16 protein-coding genes and 1 pseudogene are annotated in these 16,211 nt (G+C 46.5%); 10 read left to right on the forward strand and 7 right to left on the reverse strand.

Annotated features, from left to right (window positions below; all coding sequences use genetic code 11):
- The first annotated feature begins 32 nt into the window (after positions 1-32).
- The 3 genes from ACQZQY_RS13875 to ACQZQY_RS13885 are packed head-to-tail and all read left to right on the forward strand — an operon-like array spanning position 33 to position 2,720.
- The gene (locus ACQZQY_RS13875) at positions 33-284 is read left to right on the forward strand and encodes a phage shock protein PspD (protein ID WP_056773717.1); all 252 of its coding nucleotides are present in this window, start codon (positions 33-35) and stop codon (positions 282-284) included.
- Entirely contained in the window at positions 259-1,656 is a 1,398-nt protein-coding gene (locus ACQZQY_RS13880; protein WP_390975161.1) for a YcjX family protein, read from the forward strand. The genes ACQZQY_RS13875 and ACQZQY_RS13880 overlap by 26 nt, the downstream gene beginning before the upstream one ends.
- A complete protein-coding gene (locus ACQZQY_RS13885) occupies positions 1,653-2,720 on the forward strand; it encodes a TIGR01620 family protein (protein WP_431295805.1) in 1,068 nt (355 codons plus the stop codon). The genes ACQZQY_RS13880 and ACQZQY_RS13885 overlap by 4 nt, the downstream gene beginning before the upstream one ends.
- 93 nt (positions 2,721-2,813) lie before the next feature.
- On the opposite strand, the gene ACQZQY_RS13890 is transcribed toward ACQZQY_RS13885, so the two are convergent.
- Positions 2,814-3,005, reverse strand: a complete 192-nt coding sequence (locus ACQZQY_RS13890) for a hypothetical protein (RefSeq protein WP_056781007.1) — start codon at positions 3,003-3,005, stop codon at positions 2,814-2,816.
- A 420-nt stretch (positions 3,006-3,425) separates the two neighbouring features.
- Here ACQZQY_RS13890 and ACQZQY_RS13895 point away from each other — a divergent pair, with 420 nt between their 5' ends.
- The 3 genes from ACQZQY_RS13895 to hemB all read left to right on the forward strand — a co-directional run bounded on the left by ACQZQY_RS13895 (position 3,426) and on the right by hemB (position 7,984).
- Positions 3,426-4,712, forward strand: a complete 1,287-nt coding sequence (locus ACQZQY_RS13895) for an HlyD family secretion protein (RefSeq protein ID WP_431295806.1) — start codon at positions 3,426-3,428, stop codon at positions 4,710-4,712.
- Positions 4,699-6,798: a peptidase domain-containing ABC transporter gene (locus ACQZQY_RS13900; protein WP_122095567.1), complete on the forward strand. Its 2,100-nt coding sequence runs from the start codon at positions 4,699-4,701 to the stop codon at positions 6,796-6,798. The genes ACQZQY_RS13895 and ACQZQY_RS13900 overlap by 14 nt, the downstream gene beginning before the upstream one ends.
- A gap of 211 nt (positions 6,799-7,009) precedes the next feature.
- The gene (gene hemB, locus ACQZQY_RS13905; protein ID WP_056780997.1) at positions 7,010-7,984 is read left to right on the forward strand and encodes a porphobilinogen synthase; all 975 of its coding nucleotides are present in this window, start codon (positions 7,010-7,012) and stop codon (positions 7,982-7,984) included.
- Between the two features lie 154 nt (positions 7,985-8,138).
- Here the strand turns inward: hemB and ACQZQY_RS13910 are convergent, their stop codons facing one another.
- Positions 8,139-8,603, reverse strand: coding sequence for a GNAT family N-acetyltransferase (locus ACQZQY_RS13910; RefSeq protein WP_431295807.1), 465 nt, complete (start codon positions 8,601-8,603; stop codon positions 8,139-8,141).
- Between the two features lie 172 nt (positions 8,604-8,775).
- On the opposite strand from ACQZQY_RS13910, the gene ACQZQY_RS13915 reads away from it, so the two are divergent.
- From ACQZQY_RS13915 to ACQZQY_RS13930, 4 genes and pseudogenes are all read left to right on the forward strand, one after another.
- Positions 8,776-9,135 (forward strand): DUF4440 domain-containing protein, encoded by a 360-nt coding sequence (locus ACQZQY_RS13915; protein ID WP_431295808.1) that lies wholly within the window; start codon positions 8,776-8,778, stop codon positions 9,133-9,135.
- 367 nt (positions 9,136-9,502) lie between these two features.
- Positions 9,503-9,943 carry a hypothetical protein gene (locus tag ACQZQY_RS13920; protein ID WP_431295809.1) on the forward strand — a complete coding sequence of 147 codons (441 nt, stop codon included), beginning with the start codon at positions 9,503-9,505 and terminating at the stop codon, positions 9,941-9,943.
- Position 9,944: 1 nt separating this feature from the next.
- Positions 9,945-10,355, forward strand: a complete 411-nt coding sequence (locus tag ACQZQY_RS13925; protein ID WP_431295810.1) for a TIR domain-containing protein — start codon at positions 9,945-9,947, stop codon at positions 10,353-10,355.
- A 222-nt stretch (positions 10,356-10,577) separates the two neighbouring features.
- Positions 10,578-10,875, forward strand: a pseudogene (locus ACQZQY_RS13930) (integrase core domain-containing protein); the annotation flags it as partial.
- Between the two features lie 223 nt (positions 10,876-11,098).
- Here ACQZQY_RS13930 and ACQZQY_RS13935 read toward each other — a convergent pair.
- The 5 genes from ACQZQY_RS13935 to ACQZQY_RS13955 all read right to left on the reverse strand — a co-directional run bounded on the left by ACQZQY_RS13935 (position 11,099) and on the right by ACQZQY_RS13955 (position 16,196).
- Entirely contained in the window at positions 11,099-12,052 is a 954-nt protein-coding gene (locus ACQZQY_RS13935) for a hypothetical protein (protein WP_431295811.1), read from the reverse strand.
- Positions 12,042-13,838 carry a hypothetical protein gene (locus tag ACQZQY_RS13940; protein WP_431295812.1) on the reverse strand — a complete coding sequence of 599 codons (1,797 nt, stop codon included), beginning with the start codon at positions 13,836-13,838 and terminating at the stop codon, positions 12,042-12,044. The genes ACQZQY_RS13935 and ACQZQY_RS13940 overlap by 11 nt, the downstream gene beginning before the upstream one ends.
- A 1-nt stretch (position 13,839) precedes the next feature.
- Entirely contained in the window at positions 13,840-15,072 is a 1,233-nt protein-coding gene (locus ACQZQY_RS13945; RefSeq protein ID WP_431295813.1) for a metallophosphoesterase family protein, read from the reverse strand.
- Between the two features lie 191 nt (positions 15,073-15,263).
- Complete coding sequence (locus tag ACQZQY_RS13950) at positions 15,264-15,509, reverse strand: hypothetical protein (protein WP_431295814.1); 246 nt, start codon at positions 15,507-15,509, stop codon at positions 15,264-15,266.
- A gap of 213 nt (positions 15,510-15,722) precedes the next feature.
- Positions 15,723-16,196, reverse strand: coding sequence for a GNAT family N-acetyltransferase (locus ACQZQY_RS13955; RefSeq protein WP_431295815.1), 474 nt, complete (start codon positions 16,194-16,196; stop codon positions 15,723-15,725).
- Between the last annotated feature and the right edge of the window lie 15 nt (positions 16,197-16,211).

Here is a 16,211-nt window from a genome sequence, read left to right on the forward strand (position 1 = left end):
CTCCTTTTCACGTCCCCGCTTAAGGAATCTTTATGACCCGTTATCTGCATTCCTCGCTGCCGGGTAAAAGCAGCCTGTTGAAGAAAATTTTCGGCGTGATCGTGACGCTGGCGCTGACTTTTGGCCCTGCCGGGCTGGCGGCGCGCGTGCTGGGCGTGGTAGCAAAAGGACCCGTTCGTTACGTTTTAGCACTATTATTAGAACCGTTATTCAAACGTATTTTGACCGCGCTGTTTGGGCGCTACGCCAGGGAGAGCAATGAAAAGACTACAAAACGAGTTTAATTCACTGATCAATCGCGGCATGGACAGGCATCTGCGGCTGGCCGTCACCGGTTTAAGCCGCAGCGGAAAAACCGCATTTATTACCGCCTTCGTTAACCAGCTTTTACACATGCACAGCGGCGCACGTTTACCGCTGTTTTCGGCTGCCCGCGAGGAGCGACTGCTGGGCGTGAAACGCGTACCCCAGCGGGATCTGGGCGTCTCGCGTTTTGCCTATGATGAAGGGCTGGCGTCGCTTTTCGGCACGCCGCCTGCATGGCCAACGCCAACCCGTGGCGTCAGCGAAATCCGCCTCGCACTGCGTTACCGCTCCAACGACTCCCTGCTGCGTCACTTCAAAGATACCTCCACGTTATATCTGGAAATTGTCGATTATCCCGGTGAATGGCTGCTGGATTTACCGATGCTCGAGCAACAGTATCTCGACTGGTCACGCCAGATGGCGGGGCTGTTACAGGGCGATCGCGCAGAATGGGCGAAGCCGTGGCTGACGCTGTGCGAACAATGCGATCCGCTGGCGCCGGCGGATGAAAATCTGCTGGGCGCGATTGCACAGGCGTATACCGACTATCTGGTGCGCTGCAAAACCGAAGGTTTGCACTTTATTCAGCCGGGGCGTTTTGTTCTGCCGGGCGATATGGCCGGTGCGCCCGCACTGCAATTTTTCCCGTGGCCTGAACTGAACCGCTATACCGACGCGCAACTGGCGCAGGCAGATAAAAACAGTAATCTCGGCATGCTGCGCGCGCGGTTCGACTACTACTGTCAGCACATCGTGAAAGGCTTCTATAAAGATCACTTTGTGAAATTTGACCGCCAGATTGTGCTGGTCGATTGCCTGCAACCGCTCAACAGCGGGCCGCAGGCGTTCAATGACATGCGTCTCGCGCTGACTCAGCTGATGCAAAGTTTCCACTACGGTAAACGCACGCTGTTCCGCCGCCTGTTTAATCCCTGCATCGATAAACTGATGTTCGCCGCCACCAAAGCCGATCACATTACCGGCGATCAGCACGCCAATCTGGTGTCGCTGTTACAGCAACTGGTGCAGGAAGCGTGGCAGAACGCGGCGTTCGAAGGCATCAGCATGGATTGCGCCGGACTGGCTTCTGTTCAGGCGACGGAAACCGGCCTGGTGGAATATCAGGGGCAAAGTTTGCCTGCGCTGAAAGGTCACCGTTTGCAGGACGGCGCGCCGCTGACCGTGTTCCCCGGCGAAGTCCCGGCGCGCCTGCCGGGGCACGCGTTCTGGCAAAAACAAGGTTTCCATTTTGACGAGTTTCGTCCGCGCGAAATGAGCGTGGATCAGCCGTTGCCGCACATCCGTCTGGATGCGGTGATGGAGTTTTTACTGGGAGATAAAATGCGATGAGCGAACCTTTAAAACCGCGTATCGATTTTGAAACGGAATTAAAAGCCCCGGCCGAACCGGTGATCAAACCGGCGCTGGCGTTTGACGAATTCGCTTCAGAGCGCTTCATTCCGGTCACCAGCGAAACGGATGAACAACAGGAAGAGGGCGAGGCCGAAGCGGTACTCAGCCGCGCACTCAAACCGCGCCGCAGCGTGTGGAGTAAACTGGTGCGTCTGGGCGTGGCGGTGCTGGGTATCAGCGTGGTGGCGCAGGGCGTTCAATGGGTACATCAGGCCTGGATCCAGCAGGACTGGGTGGCACTCGGTGCCTGCACGGCAGGCGGGCTGATTATCCTCGCGGGTGTCGGCTCAATCGCCACCGAATGGCGGCGCTTATACCGCCTGCGGCAGCGTGCCGACGAGCGCGATAAGGCACGTGAGTTAATGCACAGTCACGGACTGGGGCAGGGGCGCGCTTTCTGCGAAAAACTGGCGGCGCAGGCGGGGCTCGATAACAGCCATCCGGCATTACAACGCTGGCAGGCGTCGCTGCATGAAACTCAGAATGATCGTGAAGTGGTCGAGCTTTACGCGCGGTTAGTTCAGCCGGTGCTCGATGCGCAGGCGCGACGTGAGATCAGCCATTCAGCGGCGGAATCGGCGCTGATGATTGCCGTCAGCCCGCTGGCGCTGGTGGATATGGCGTTTATCGCCTGGCGCAACCTGCGTCTGGTCAACCGCATCGCCGTGCTGTACGGCATCGAACTGGGTTATTACAGCCGCATCCGTTTATTCCGTCTGGTGCTGCTGAATATGGCCTTCGCCGGGGCGTCCGAACTGGTGCGCGAAGTGGGGATGGACTGGATGTCGCAGGACCTGGCGGCGCGTCTGTCTGCCCGTGCGGCGCAAGGTATCGGTGCCGGATTGCTGACCGCGCGTCTGGGCATCAAAACCATGGAGCTCTGCCGCCCGCTGCCGTGGCTGGAAGGGGATAAACCCAAACTCGGCGATTTCCGCCGTGAGCTCATCGGCAAGCTGAAAAACAGCATGGTGAAGAGCGATAAAACCAGGGCGGGTGTCTGACGTTTATTTTGTCATAAGTAAATCTGCGACAAAAAAAAGCCCCCAAATAAATGGGGGCTGGTATAACTCTGATAAACCTTTAAAGACTGTAAACTAGGTTGTCAGATAGTTCTGTGCTTTAGCAAGACCGTCGGAAATTTGTGAATACGCTTTGTTCACCGCATTACCGGTATCACTTACCGCGTCCTGACCAAAGTTTGACAAGCGGTCGGCCACTTTATTCACATCTTCCGACCAACCCGCACCATTAACCATTTCAATATCACGTTCTGTTAATTGTTTCATCTTAGGTCATCCTCTTATCTGTTAAAGCCAGTCCCCGATATTCCGGGGGCGATGAAAACATTGAGTAATGCTATGGAGATAATTTCTACGCAATGTCTTCACAGGGATTAAGCCTAGAGCACCCGGAGAAGAATTTGACTAGGAATAATCTCCTAAGTCGAATTTTAAGTTTAACTATATGTTTTTACTGTGAATTAATACTTAAGCTTATCTGATTTATTCATTTGTCGTATAAAAAATAACCGGGTGACTGAGAGATATTATTTTCACTACAGAAAGTAAATTAATATTACCGCGTGACTGTCTCCATACGGAAATACCGCCAGCGATGTTTCAGAGTAATCGCGGTGGCAGGAGGTTTTCTGGCTGCTATCTTTCAAAGATTCTGTTTTTACAGCCTGTTTTCCCGGAACAAAAAATATGCTCTTTCGCAAAGAGGTCAATGAACATCAGCAAAATCACTGGACGGGTAAAGCGTTATTACTCGCCGGCTGGCCCTTATGGATTGTGACGTCACTGACCGCTGTTTTTCTTATTTTCTTACTCATATTCCTAATCTTCACTAATTACACCCGACGGATTAATGTCAGTGGTGAAATTATCACCCAGCCGCACAGCATTAACTTATTCAGCCCCGAACAGGGCGTGATCACTGAACTGTATGTTGATACCGGTAAACCGGTTAAAAAAGGCCAGCCGCTGTATGAAATTGACGTCAGCCGGGTGACGCAGGCGGGCAACGTGAGCACCACCACGCTCGCCGCGATTAAAAAACAGCGTGAGCAAATTGATGCCATCGTCGCGCAACTTGAACGCAATAAGCAGGAGACGCTGCAAAACTTGCAACAGCAGTTAGCGCAATATGAGAAAGCCCATCAGGTTTCACAAAGCATGGTGGATTCCGCGCAGGAAGGACTGGATGCGATGAAGAAAAGCATGCAGAACTACGGCGCGTATCAGAAGAAGGGGCTGATCAATACCGATCAGCTGAATAATCAGCGCTATCTGTTTTATCAGCAACAAACGTCATTCCAGAGCCTGAACACCCAGGCGATTCAGGAAGCGTTGCAAATCACCAATCTGCGCAGCGAACTGGTGACGCGCGCCGCCGAGTTCGATAACCAGATTTCGCAGTACGGCTATCAGCGTAATGATCTTGAACGTCAGCTGGCGCAGGCTGATGCCAGAGGTTCATTGCTGATCACGGCGCCAACCTCCGGCAAAATCTCCTCGCTGAGCGTCACGCCTGGCCAGATGGTCAATGCCGGGGACAGCCTCGCGCAGCTGGTACCTGCCAGCAATTCCCCGTTCTTTCTCGTTGCCTGGTTGCCCAATGAAAGCGTGCCTTACGTGAAAGCGGGCGAGCACATCAATATTCGTTACGAAGCCTATCCGTTTGAAAAATATGGCCAGTTCCCCGGCAAGGTGGAATCGATCTCCTCTGCGCCGGTTTCGGAGCAGGAACTGAATTCCTACGCCAGCGCGCCGCGAAACGCCAGCGGCACGGTCAGCGGGCCGTATTACAAAGTGATTGTGTCACTGGATAAAAAAGCGATGGACTGGCACGGCGAGACGCTGAATTTATCCAGCGGCATGAAAGCCGAATCAACATTATTCCTGGAGAAAAGGCCGCTATATCAGTGGATGTTGTCTCCGTATTACAGCATGAAGAAAAGCGTGGTGGGGCCGATCAATGAATCTCGATAATGTACGGGAGCTGGCTGACCGCCTGCACTTTAGCTGGCGCCAGCGTGTGCCGCAGATTATCCAGACTGAAGCCGCCGAGTGCGGGCTGGCGAGTCTGGCTATGGTGTTTGGTTATCACGGCAAACACGTTGATTTACAGAGTCTGCGCCAGCGCCACGGTATTTCGTCACGCGGTGCGACGCTGCGCACGCTGATGGATATCGCGGCGGCGAATGAGATGAAATCCCGCGCGCTGAAGCTGGACATCGACGAACTTAACGCACTGAAAACGCCCTGTATTTTACACTGGGATCTCAACCATTTTGTGGTACTGGTCGGCGTTAAACAGGGCAAGGTCATTATTCACGATCCCGCATTTGGCCGCCGTTCACTGGGGCTGCGCGAAGTTTCCGAGCATTTCACCGGCGTGGCGCTCGAGCTGTGGCCTGACAATGGTTTTACCTCTGAAAAACCGCGCGTGCGTCTTAACCTGCGCAAAATGATGGGTAACGTCAGCGGGCTTATTCCGGCGCTGACCAAAATCTTCTGCTTGTCGCTGATGATTGAATCCGTCAATCTGCTGCTGCCGGTGGGGATGCAGCTGGTGATGGACCACGTGATCCCGGCGAAAGACCCGGATTTACTGACGCTGATTTGCCTCGGCCTGCTGTTCTTTATCATTTTTCGCACCGGCGTCAGCATGCTGCGCGCCTGGACCTCGCTGGTGATGAGCACGCTGATTGACGTGCAGTGGAAAGCGCGGCTGTTCGATCATCTGATGAAACTGCCGCTCGACTATTTTGAGAAGCGCAAACTCGGCGACATTCAGTCTCGCTTTACCTCGCTCGACACGCTGCGTACCACGCTGACCACCAACGTGGTGAACAGTATTATCGACGGCATTATGTCGGTGGGGCTGATAGTGATGATGGTGTTGTACGGCGGCTGGCTGATTTGGGTGATCCTCGGCTTCACGGCGGTGTACGTCATTTTCCGTCTGGCAACGTACAATGCGTATCGTCAGGTTTCGGAGGAACAAATTGTCAAAGGCGCGCGCGCCGGTTCGCATTTTATGGAAACGCTCTACGGCATCAGCACGCTGAAAGCGCTCGGTTTATCGAAAGCGCGCGCCAATTTCTGGCTGAATCTGAACATTGATAACGCCAATGCGACGGTGCGTAAAACCAAGTTTGAAATGATGTTTACCGGCGGTAATACGCTGATTGCCACGCTGGATCAGGTGGCGCTGCTGTGGCTGGGCGCCACGCAGGTGATCGACGGCCATATGACGCTCGGCATGTTTGTGGCGTTCAACACCTATCGCGGGCAGTTTTCAGAACGTGCGGCCAATCTGCTGAATATGATGTTACAGCTGAAAATGCTGTCGCTGCACCGTGACCGCATCGCGGATATCGCGCTGACCGACACCGAAAAATCGCTGCCGGAACGTGAGTTGTTGCGGGCGGGTGAGGCGGCGTCGCTGGATGTGCGCGATCTGGTGTTTCAGTACGATGGCCTGACCGCGCCGCTGATTAACGGGCTGAATCTGTCGGTGGCAGCGGGGGAGAGTGTGGCGATCACCGGGCCGTCCGGGCAGGGCAAAACCACGCTGATGAAAATCATGACCGGTTTACTGACGCCAACCGAAGGCCGCATTCTGATCAACGGCATGGACATCACCACCGCCGGTCTGAACAATTACCGCAGCTGCATCGCCTGTGTGTTACAGGATGATACGCTGTTCGCCGGATCCATCGCCGAGAACATCGCCAGTTTTGACGAGCAGAAAGACGAGGCGCGCATCATCGATTGCGCCCGCCGTTGCAATATCCATGATGATATTGAACGCATGCCGATGGGCTATGAAACGCTGATAAGCGAACTGGGCGGCAGCCTGTCCGGCGGTCAGAAACAGCGTGTGCTGATTGCACGTGCGCTTTACCGCCGTCCGGCCATTCTGTTCCTCGATGAGGCCACCAGCCATCTGGATCTGGACAACGAAATGCGCATTAATCAGGCCATCAGCGAACTGGATATCACGCGGATATTTATCGCGCACCGGCCTTCGACCATTGCCTCCGCCGATCGCGAAATCAGGCTGGGGTAGTGTGCGTCAGGCGATCCCTCATCCGGGATCGCCTTGCCAAAAATGCGGCCTCTGTTACATCTCCTCACGGAAAGTTCATCATTTGTTTAAAAGTTATTATAAAATGCGGGCTTCATCGTCTGACGGCGCTGCAATGCCTCCTGCCGTCTGAACTGTCTGCGCTCCTGTTTTTAAAAATTTCAGCGCAACAGATTAATTTTTAGGAGTTTTCATGTCGAATCAGTTCCCGAGCTCACGCCTTCGCCGCCTGAGACAGTCCGAATCCCTGCGTACACTTTTTCAGGAAACTGAATTTAGCGTCAACGATTTGGTGCTGCCGATTTTCGTAGAGGAAGAGTCTTCTGAATACGTACCTATCGAAGCCATGCCCGGTGTGCAACGTATCCCCGAATCCCGTCTGGCGTTTGAAATTGAACGTTATGCCCGCGCCGGTATCCGCTCCGTCATGACCTTCGGGATTTCGCATCATATGGATGCCACCGGCAGCGATACCTGGAACGAAAACGGTCTGGTTGCCCGTATGGCGCGCATCTGCAAAGACACCGTGCCTGAAATGATCGTCATGTCTGACACCTGCTTCTGCGAATACACTTCGCACGGCCACTGTGGCGTCCTGCACGATCACGGCGTAGATAACGATGCGACGCTGAAAAACCTCGGCAGACAAGCCGTGGTGGCCGCCGCCGCTGGCGCAGATTTCATCGCGCCTTCCGCTGCACAGGATGGTCAGGTACAGGCTATCCGCAGCGCTCTGGACGAAGCCGGCTTCATCGACACCTCGATCATGGCGTACTCCACCAAATTCGCGTCTTCGCTCTACGGACCTTTCCGTGAAGCGGGCGGCAGCGTGCTGAAAGGCAACCGTAAACAATATCAGATGAACCCGATGAACCGCCGCGAAGCGGTGCGCGAATCCCTGCTCGATGAACAGGAAGGCGCCGACGCGCTGATGGTGAAACCTGCCGGTGCCTATCTCGATATTATCCGCGACATCCGCGAAGCCTCCCGTCTGCCACTGGCGGCGTATCAGGTCAGCGGCGAATACGCGATGATCAAATTCGCGGCGCAGGCCGGTGCCATCGACGAGCGTGCCGTGGTGCGTGAAAGCCTGGGTGCGATCAAACGTGCAGGCGCAGACATTATCCTGACGTATTTCGCCATGGATATTGCCGAAAACGGGCTGTAATTTCTGCACATGCTGCAAACGAAAACCGGGCAAAGGCCCGGTTTTTTTATGGCAGCGCGGCGGAATGAAGTTCACAAAGAAGCGTCTGCCTCCTGCTTGCAGCGTTCGCGCTAAATGAACGTGACGAACAACATGGTGTATCAATCAACCTGCATCAGCTCAGAGGATGAAAATGATATGACTTCATGTAGAGGCGGTGGGTAACGTTACCGGCATCTGCCAGTGGAATAAAGCCAGCACCTTCATAGAAGCTGAATGCTGACTGAGGCGCGTTAGTATTGATAAAATCAAACCAGCGCTCAGAACCTTCCAGTATTGTTTTGAGCAGAGTGATACCAGCCCGCATTCTTCTCCACTCGATTCCTACATAGAGATGACGGAGTCGTCCGGCCCGGACTGAAGGCATGTAAGGATCTTGGTTTAATCCACATACGGCAATCAGTAAGCCGTCAGCGTAAAAACCTAACAAATTCTCACCGGGTTTATCAAAGCGGTTCTGCCCGTTGAGCCAGTTTTCTTCAAGTCTGCGTAGCATGTTAAATCCAGCAGCCATGCTCTCCTCTTTTAACGCCAAAAAACCGTTGTTATCCGGAGTGATTTTCGCGATAAGAATATTCATGCGTCTCTCTTTGTATTCAGCGCGGATAATCCAGACCCTCTCAGGTCCTGGTTGCTGCAAACTGGCGGCCTTGTGTTTGTTGCCCTGGTTACGTTTAAATCATTTTAGCGAAGCGCCGCAAAATAATTAAAGTAATGAGCGCGACTGTCAAAATTTAACGAGGAGGAACGCCATGTTGCTGGAAAAGCTTACATCGCTCGAATGCACCCTTCACGGTGCCAAAAGGAACGATCGGAAATGGCTTGAACAGATACTTCACCCTGAGTTCACGGAAATCACACGATCAGGTGTAAGGGTGAGTCGGCAGGAGACGATAGATTCTCTTATCGCCGAAGAAGGTGCCCCGGCTATTCACAGCAGCGACTTCCGGCTCATCAGCATCAGGGATGATTTTGCCATATTGCATTACCGGACAATTCATCCGGAGGGTACCAGGGCTTCCCTTCGTTCTTCGTGTTGGGAGTGTTCTGATAGCAGTCATTGGAGGCTGGTTTTTCATCAGGGAACCCCGGAGGCTGGGAGCCTGGGGTAGGGAAAGACGGAGGGCTGCTCCTCGTATAAGCTGACTGTTCAGGTACGCATGTGTGTTTCGTGCCAGGAACGGACTTTGCAAACGCTGTAGTTTCTCACCGATGTGGCGCTGACCACCTCATGTAACGTACTATTTACTTATGTTTTATATGCATTAATTCAATGGATTACGATAAATCTATTGAAATTTATTTACATTGAAGCTAGCTTAGCGAATCGTGAGGTAAGGTTATGAATGAGACTAATACGTTTACTTATTGATACGGCTTCATTTGGTTCATACTTCATTAGTGAAAAAATCATGCAAGGTTATTTCACTTCTTTAGTTTTGTGACACTTTACCTATCCGAATGCAAAGGTTAAGACTAATGGAAGAATATAAAAAAACTTGTGAGGATGAGCTTGATTGGGTAGTTGTGAATCAACTCCATGAAGCGACACTTCAAATGAGTAAGAGTTGTTTTGAGCTCAAAAAGATATGCGTAGGACTTATCGGTGCAACTTTGGCGATATTAGCAAAACTAACCGATGGTAAACTTGATCATTCTTATTTTTATATAACTTTTATCCTATGTTTTGGTTTCTGGATCGCAGATTTTTCTGCATATTATTTTCAGAGGAAAACTCGGGTGGCTATGAATAATAAACTGATTGCATTGGCCAATAGAAATTCTATTAATAACTATCCAACTGAAAACTTAGAGGTAACTTGGTTTAAGGCAGCATTTAACCATTCAATGGCCCTATACTATACTTTTGCAATCATAGAAATTAGTGGATGGCTTGTTTACGTATATATAGGTAAGTAGCATGAATATTTTTGTCAGCTACACGACTAGAGACGATAATGTTGATAAAAAATTATTAGAGCTTGTATCAGAGGTCGTTTCACTTTATGGTCATTGCTACATCGATCTATTACATAACACCGAAAAAGATAAGCAGCGACATGTGGAATTCATGTTATCACAATCTAATTTACTAATTTTAATTGCATCCAGTTCAGTCTTTACTTCAAAATGGGTCCAATGGGAACTTGAAGAGGCAAAAAGATGTCGCATTCCAATTATTATGGTTGAAGCCAAGTCAGATATGAGTAATATCTTAAAGAATTTGAAATCAATATTAGAAGCTAATGCTTATTTACTATCTAACCACAGAAGTGAAAAAGATGAAAATTCATCGAGAAATACGAATAATTTATTTGGCGCTAATGTTTAATAGCTATTAGTTACTATTAATAATTGTAATATGGAAAATTTTTAATTTCTGGTGCATTAATAACACTTAAGGCACCAATTGGCTTATTGAGTCACTACTAAAAGTTTCACTTTTTGAACTATACTCAGTTGATTGAAATGCAGAGTGGTTAGCAATAGATTCATTGTTCCCGAAAGCCATTTCTAGTTTCTAATTTAGTATCAGCCTTGCTATACACTTCCCGGATATTCGCTGAAAATGCGGATGGATAACGGCCCGGAGCTGGTCTCGCTGACGCTGACGCTGACGCTGACGCTGACGCTGACGCTTACGCTGACGCTGGCGCAATGGGCAGAAGAGCATGGTGTGATGCTGGAATTTATCTGGCTCGGCAAGCCCACGCAGAATGCCTTTATCTAGCGGTTCAACCGGACGTACCGGACAGAAATACTGGATTTTTATCTGTTCAGAGCGCTGACTGGCTAAATACAACGGCGAGCGCCCCCACGAATCCCTTGATAACCTGACACCGGAAGAGTAACGGCTGATGGCTGAAACCCCGGAAATCTCAAAGAGTGCGTGGAACTAAAACAGATGTGCTTACGATGGAGCTTCAGAAGGTCCGCTCCGTGCCAGAAGTTGATATCACGAACGCTATTGCTTGTTAGTTCAGATATCTAAAAACATGTGGCCTGCTTGGGTGAGATACTTACAACACCCTACACCCAAACTAAACCATCTAGTAATGTAGTAGAATCAATAAGTTATTCATGTCTTTTGACATGCAAGCGACATATTACAAAATCACCGGAGGATTCAACTTTTGTAGTTTCATTTCGAATATATTCAGAGTATAGGCAGGTAACATTAGGATAATTAAAACTACATAATATCGCGGCTAAAATATGTGGTTTTGGTCCAAATGGAATAATGGAAACGTTGTACTCAGATCTAAGAGGAGATAGCATTTGTGACATATTATCATAACATGTAGCAATACTATTAATTGGCAATTTTATGAGTTTATCTTCACCACCAAGGTAGTGTGAAATAAAGTCTTTGTTTTTTTCTAAACAAGTATTTTCATAATCATAGGTTGCAGCTGGTGCAGCCATGATACCAAAGCATTTGTTTGGGTTTAATAAATTATATAAACGTTGAGGACCATATCTATCAAAGCCTAACATAAATATTGCTGCATTATATCTTTTGGTTAATGAAATACCTTCACACCCCGGAATTATGCGTAACTCACCTAGTTCAACATTAAGATCTAAATTTTTATACACTGCAGTTGCATATATCAAATCAACTGTTACTCTCAATTCACAAAAATTAACCAAGTAGTTTAAAATCGCCGCATACCAAGCTCGAGACATCGAAGTGTAGTCAATTAATATTTTTAATTCCCTAACATTAACCTTATTAATTATTTCACTTAATATTTTTTGTATTTCAGAAATTTCTCTTTGTGAAATTTCTAGCAATTTGAAGCCAGTCCAGCTTTCTGAAAAATAATTCAAACTATCGACACGAACTGGATCTTCTTTATGTTGGTCAAAAGCTAAAACAATCACATTGTCGATATTATCCTTATGCAATCGTGTCGCCACGTCAATACAGCGTTCTTCGTATCCACAAGAGAACAATGCAATATCATATTTTGACTGCCTTAGCTCACCTATTGATAAGTCATCTACATGTAATTTATTCATCATCCCCCTCCCAGTCTAGACTATATTGTCCATCATCATTGTTTTTATTTACAGCTTTAAATCGGCTATAAGAAGAATTGTTCATTATCACAGATAATTTGATGGAGTTTCCTTTTCTTGGCATTAAGTAAAAATGAGGTGATAAACAAAAGGCCAAGGAAAATCTACCTTTTCTGTTTGGCATTTTGTTATCGTTGTCCAACCCTCTAAAATCTGGGTAAATTAAACCTAGATCTACAGCTGTTTCTATATATTTCCATACGTTATCATCTTCAACATCGAATGAAAATGAGTTGTATGTATCTGTATTTATTTTGTCTGTATGAAGTTTGTCTTTTAAAAATCTACCAATTGTTGTAAACAAATCGAAAGCTTTCTTTCCATCCACCTCTAGGTTTAAACCATCCAGTTCTGAGTATGAAAACTCTTTTAGTTTCGCACCTTGCTCCTTGTCTGATAGAGGCTTAAGCTCAGTACAAGATTCAATATTCTTTGAAAAAAGATAATTAAATAACCGTAATAGGCGACGTGGGTTTCCATCAGAACATCTTACTATTAGTGAATGCCCAGAAAATATAAATGGTGAAGCATTACCTTTATAACGTTGAAAGGAATCTTTCAATATCAGTGTCCCTCTCAATTTTCTTGATACCGAGCTTTCGAAAAGAGAATAGTCTTGCTCCAGTAACCTCTCCGCTCTTTTGATCGTACTGGAATCACAATACTCTCTCACCTTCTCCATCAGTTTATCATCAGGAAGTGCATCTTTAGGGGAGTCAACTAATATTGAATTACCCAAAAGAAACTCTAGTGTAATATTTTTATTTATAATAGATGAATTTTTTATTCTTTTTCTAAAAAGCTTATCTGCGAAATTTTCAAAGAAATTATGAGAGTTATTATTTGAACTGCCATGGAGGCCTTGCTTATCAATATTTAAATAATCAAAGTCGTGCCCCATGTTTAGTGGAGTGCCCGTAACAGTTTCCAGAGTGTAGTGCCGGTATGGCATTGTTGTTATTTTGAATACGATCTCATTATATGACCTCATATGCGTATTCAATATTCTATGATGCTCTTTTGTTAAGAATTCAGCCTCATCAATACAAACACAGAATGTAGAAGAATCAGAAAGTCCGATTTCTTTTCTTACTGTAGATAGTGCCATTGTTAAAGGCTTAAATAGATCAGTATTAAAGTTAAGCCCAACCATAAGATCGTCATCGCTTAATTTAAGACCTAGCTTCATCTTATTAAATATAATGTTCTTTTTATATTCGGTAATCTCTAGCTCGTCATAAATATCGGTAATTGTATTTAATTTCTTAGACAACCATAATTCTGATATTTTATTGCAAATGGATTTTTCTTTGATAATCCTATCTATTTCATCCTCAATATACGAATGAAGGCAGCTTCGTATGGTATCTAAAAACCTTGCGCATGAAGATAAGTTCAAACTCCACTTAAAAAGCTGGTTATTATCATCAATGTCACCAATTGAGTTTACCCATTCAACTTTCAAGGGAATGTACGTCGCAATAAACGAGCGTTGATCTATGATTTTTCTTGCTTTTTCATCATTTAACTTAGTAAGGCATTCATGAGAAAGCATTTTAATCAAAGCAGTCTTACCCGAGCCTCGAGAACCTAGTATTATATGATTTTTGTTAGATATCAGAGATTCAAATGCTGGAGTCCAAACAAACTCTTCAGCTAGTTGGTTAGAAGTGAAATATCTAGCATTAGAGTGTTCAAATATATTATTAAATCCAAATAAGTTATGCATGTTATTTTCCCTTCAGCAAAATGAATAACTCATCTTGTCCTGGAGTTTTAAATATTGTAAAGCCAACTTCATCCGATAAATCCATAATAGTCTTTTCAAGTAGCTTTCTCGAAGTATATATTATATCAGCATAATGGTTAGATAGTTCACTCCACTTTACATGTGTCTGCGTTTCGAAAAAACTCTCAATAGATTTTTTTAGCTGATTTTTTAGTTCAACAGGTAACATGCGATTACCAAAAAACTCTTTATGAGGTATTCCATTAATGGACTCATCTTTTGTCCACCCATGTCCTGTATTGTGTGACCAAGTCACTACCTTCCCTAAAGGGGTTTTATTTACATAACAAATTTTATCAATTTCAATTTGATGAATAGTATTCGGTACCCCTTGGAACCATCTATCATCTAAACGCGCAGAGAAACTGCCAGCACAAAGTATATTAATAGGATGCTGATAGTCGTCAGAATACTGTGCAAGCCTCGGTATATGTTTGTGTCCATGTACGATGAAATTAATGTTATGCTTAGACGCAATTTCCATCAGGATAGCAGCGTTTTGTAAGATGCTATGATCTGCGGCATCAAAAGGTAAATCAGGCTGCTGGATTGGATGGTGATGTACGACTAGCAGATTAATCTTCTCACTATATGCAATCTGCAGCTCTTGAAGCTTTCTATCCAGTTCTGTTAAATCCTGTTTGCGAATAACACCGTGATGAGGTTTTCTATCATAGTGGTCATAAACCGAACTGTTCACACCAATGATATTTAGGTTCTCATCACTCCAAATAGCAAAATATGGTTCATTATAATAACAGCCAAAATGAGCTCGGTCTAAACATTGTTTAAAAAAGTCATTGAAGCGCAAGTTGCTATATTTGCGTTCAATTGTCATGTTAATGTTTTCATTTGAAGTCATTGAGAGTTCTTCTTCAACCCAGTTACCATCGTGGTTCCCTGGAACAAAAAAGACTTTTTCTTGATCTACTCCCACAATCATCGCTATTTCTTTCAAGCGTGTAGATGCAAGTTCAAATTCTTCTCTAGTTGCTCTGTTGGTGATGTCACCCGCGACAACAAGATAGTCAGCTCGTATATCCTCTTGTTTAGCAAGATGCCTTAATTCTTTTAGAAACTGATTTTTTACAGCGTTGTTAGAGCTTCCTACTGCAAACTCATTTGAAACAGCCGCGTCACCAACATGTAAATCACTAATGATTATTATTTTCATATGCCAGATACCTATAGGTATTAATACTGTTGCATGATATCACAGTTGTGTAAGTAACCCGTTTTAAGGGATCAATCATCTTAAGAGGCCTTCCACTTCCTCCTAGAGGTAAATGCCCGTAGATCGCTCAAAGCGGACCCTTTACGCCTGCATGTCTGCTTCGTGCCAGGGGCGTTCGTCAGGATAATTTATTATTTTACCTTCGCCAAGATTGCTCTGAACAGTGCGATGGCCTTCCAGATGTCATCCTGTGTATCTCCCTCCCAATCAGGAACTGTGACCAACTCAGCTTTGAGCTGCTTTATAAGGATATGTGCATCTGCAAATTCATCATTTCGACATTTTGATACAATACGAGGTATCGCTGTCGAAGGGAGACTGGATTGAAGTGGAGGATTGGTATATTCGGCTGCAATTATTTTTTGTAATTTACGCATATGATCAATACACCCGGAGAAGTGGTTGAGATAACAGAAGTTATACTACATGGTAATTTTCCTGAAAAAAGAAGCCAAGAAAATAGCCGAATACTACTCTTCCGCTACTCGCTCAAAGCAGCCCTTGGCTCTGCCTCTGGCTGCTTCGTACCCATGCAGCCCTTGCAAAAACAGGCAAAAATAAGTCAACGGGGAGCGGAAGGTGAGTGTTTGTCAGCCCGGTTTATTCCCATGGGTATAAATATCAGGCCGGGTAATGGTCCATGCATAGTTTTCGCGATTTACGGGCTCATACCCAAGCTTTTCATAAAGCCAGGGAGCTGTTGTTGTGAACAACATTATTCTGCGTAGCTTTTCAAACACAGGGTGAAGGTGTATGCATTCCATCACCCATCTTCCAAAGCCTTCTCCCTGATATTCTTCAAGCACATAGACATCGCATAGGTAGGCGACTGTCGCATAGTCCGTTATCAGACGAGCGAAACCTATCTGGATTTCATTATGATAAACGCCAAAATTAAGGCTGTTTTCTATTGATGCAGAGACAATATCCAGACCAATACCTTTAGCCCAGGTAGATCTGGTCAGATACCGGTGTATAGCCTCTACATCCAATTTCTCTGTGTCTGTGCTTACCAGGTACATATCCTTTTGCCACTCATGTTTCTCTGAAATGTTCACTTTCATTCCTGCCAAGAAGAT

Source organism: Rahnella sp. PAMC25559 (genome assembly GCF_050632365.1).
Lineage (GTDB): Bacteria > Pseudomonadota > Gammaproteobacteria > Enterobacterales > Enterobacteriaceae > Rahnella > Rahnella rivi.

Bases quoted from the DNA above. Each gene is read 5' to 3' on its own strand.
- ACQZQY_RS13875 (WP_056773717.1), top strand. From the start codon at position 33: ATGACCCGTTATCTGCATTCCTCGCTGCCGGGTAAAAGCAGCCTGTTG.
- ACQZQY_RS13880 (WP_390975161.1), top strand. From the start codon at position 259: ATGAAAAGACTACAAAACGAGTTTAATTCACTGATCAATCGCGGCATG.
- ACQZQY_RS13885 (WP_431295805.1), top strand. From the start codon at position 1,653: ATGAGCGAACCTTTAAAACCGCGTATCGATTTTGAAACGGAATTAAAA.
- ACQZQY_RS13890 (WP_056781007.1), bottom strand. From the start codon at position 3,005: ATGAAACAATTAACAGAACGTGATATTGAAATGGTTAATGGTGCGGGT.
- ACQZQY_RS13895 (WP_431295806.1), top strand. From the start codon at position 3,426: ATGCTCTTTCGCAAAGAGGTCAATGAACATCAGCAAAATCACTGGACG.
- ACQZQY_RS13900 (WP_122095567.1), top strand. From the start codon at position 4,699: ATGAATCTCGATAATGTACGGGAGCTGGCTGACCGCCTGCACTTTAGC.
- hemB (WP_056780997.1), top strand. From the start codon at position 7,010: ATGTCGAATCAGTTCCCGAGCTCACGCCTTCGCCGCCTGAGACAGTCC.
- ACQZQY_RS13910 (WP_431295807.1), bottom strand. From the start codon at position 8,603: ATGAATATTCTTATCGCGAAAATCACTCCGGATAACAACGGTTTTTTG.
- ACQZQY_RS13915 (WP_431295808.1), top strand. From the start codon at position 8,776: ATGTTGCTGGAAAAGCTTACATCGCTCGAATGCACCCTTCACGGTGCC.
- ACQZQY_RS13920 (WP_431295809.1), top strand. From the start codon at position 9,503: ATGGAAGAATATAAAAAAACTTGTGAGGATGAGCTTGATTGGGTAGTT.
- ACQZQY_RS13925 (WP_431295810.1), top strand. From the start codon at position 9,945: ATGAATATTTTTGTCAGCTACACGACTAGAGACGATAATGTTGATAAA.
- ACQZQY_RS13935 (WP_431295811.1), bottom strand. From the start codon at position 12,052: ATGATGAATAAATTACATGTAGATGACTTATCAATAGGTGAGCTAAGG.
- ACQZQY_RS13940 (WP_431295812.1), bottom strand. From the start codon at position 13,838: ATGCATAACTTATTTGGATTTAATAATATATTTGAACACTCTAATGCT.
- ACQZQY_RS13945 (WP_431295813.1), bottom strand. From the start codon at position 15,072: ATGAAAATAATAATCATTAGTGATTTACATGTTGGTGACGCGGCTGTT.
- ACQZQY_RS13950 (WP_431295814.1), bottom strand. From the start codon at position 15,509: ATGCGTAAATTACAAAAAATAATTGCAGCCGAATATACCAATCCTCCA.
- ACQZQY_RS13955 (WP_431295815.1), bottom strand. From the start codon at position 16,196: ATGAAAGTGAACATTTCAGAGAAACATGAGTGGCAAAAGGATATGTAC.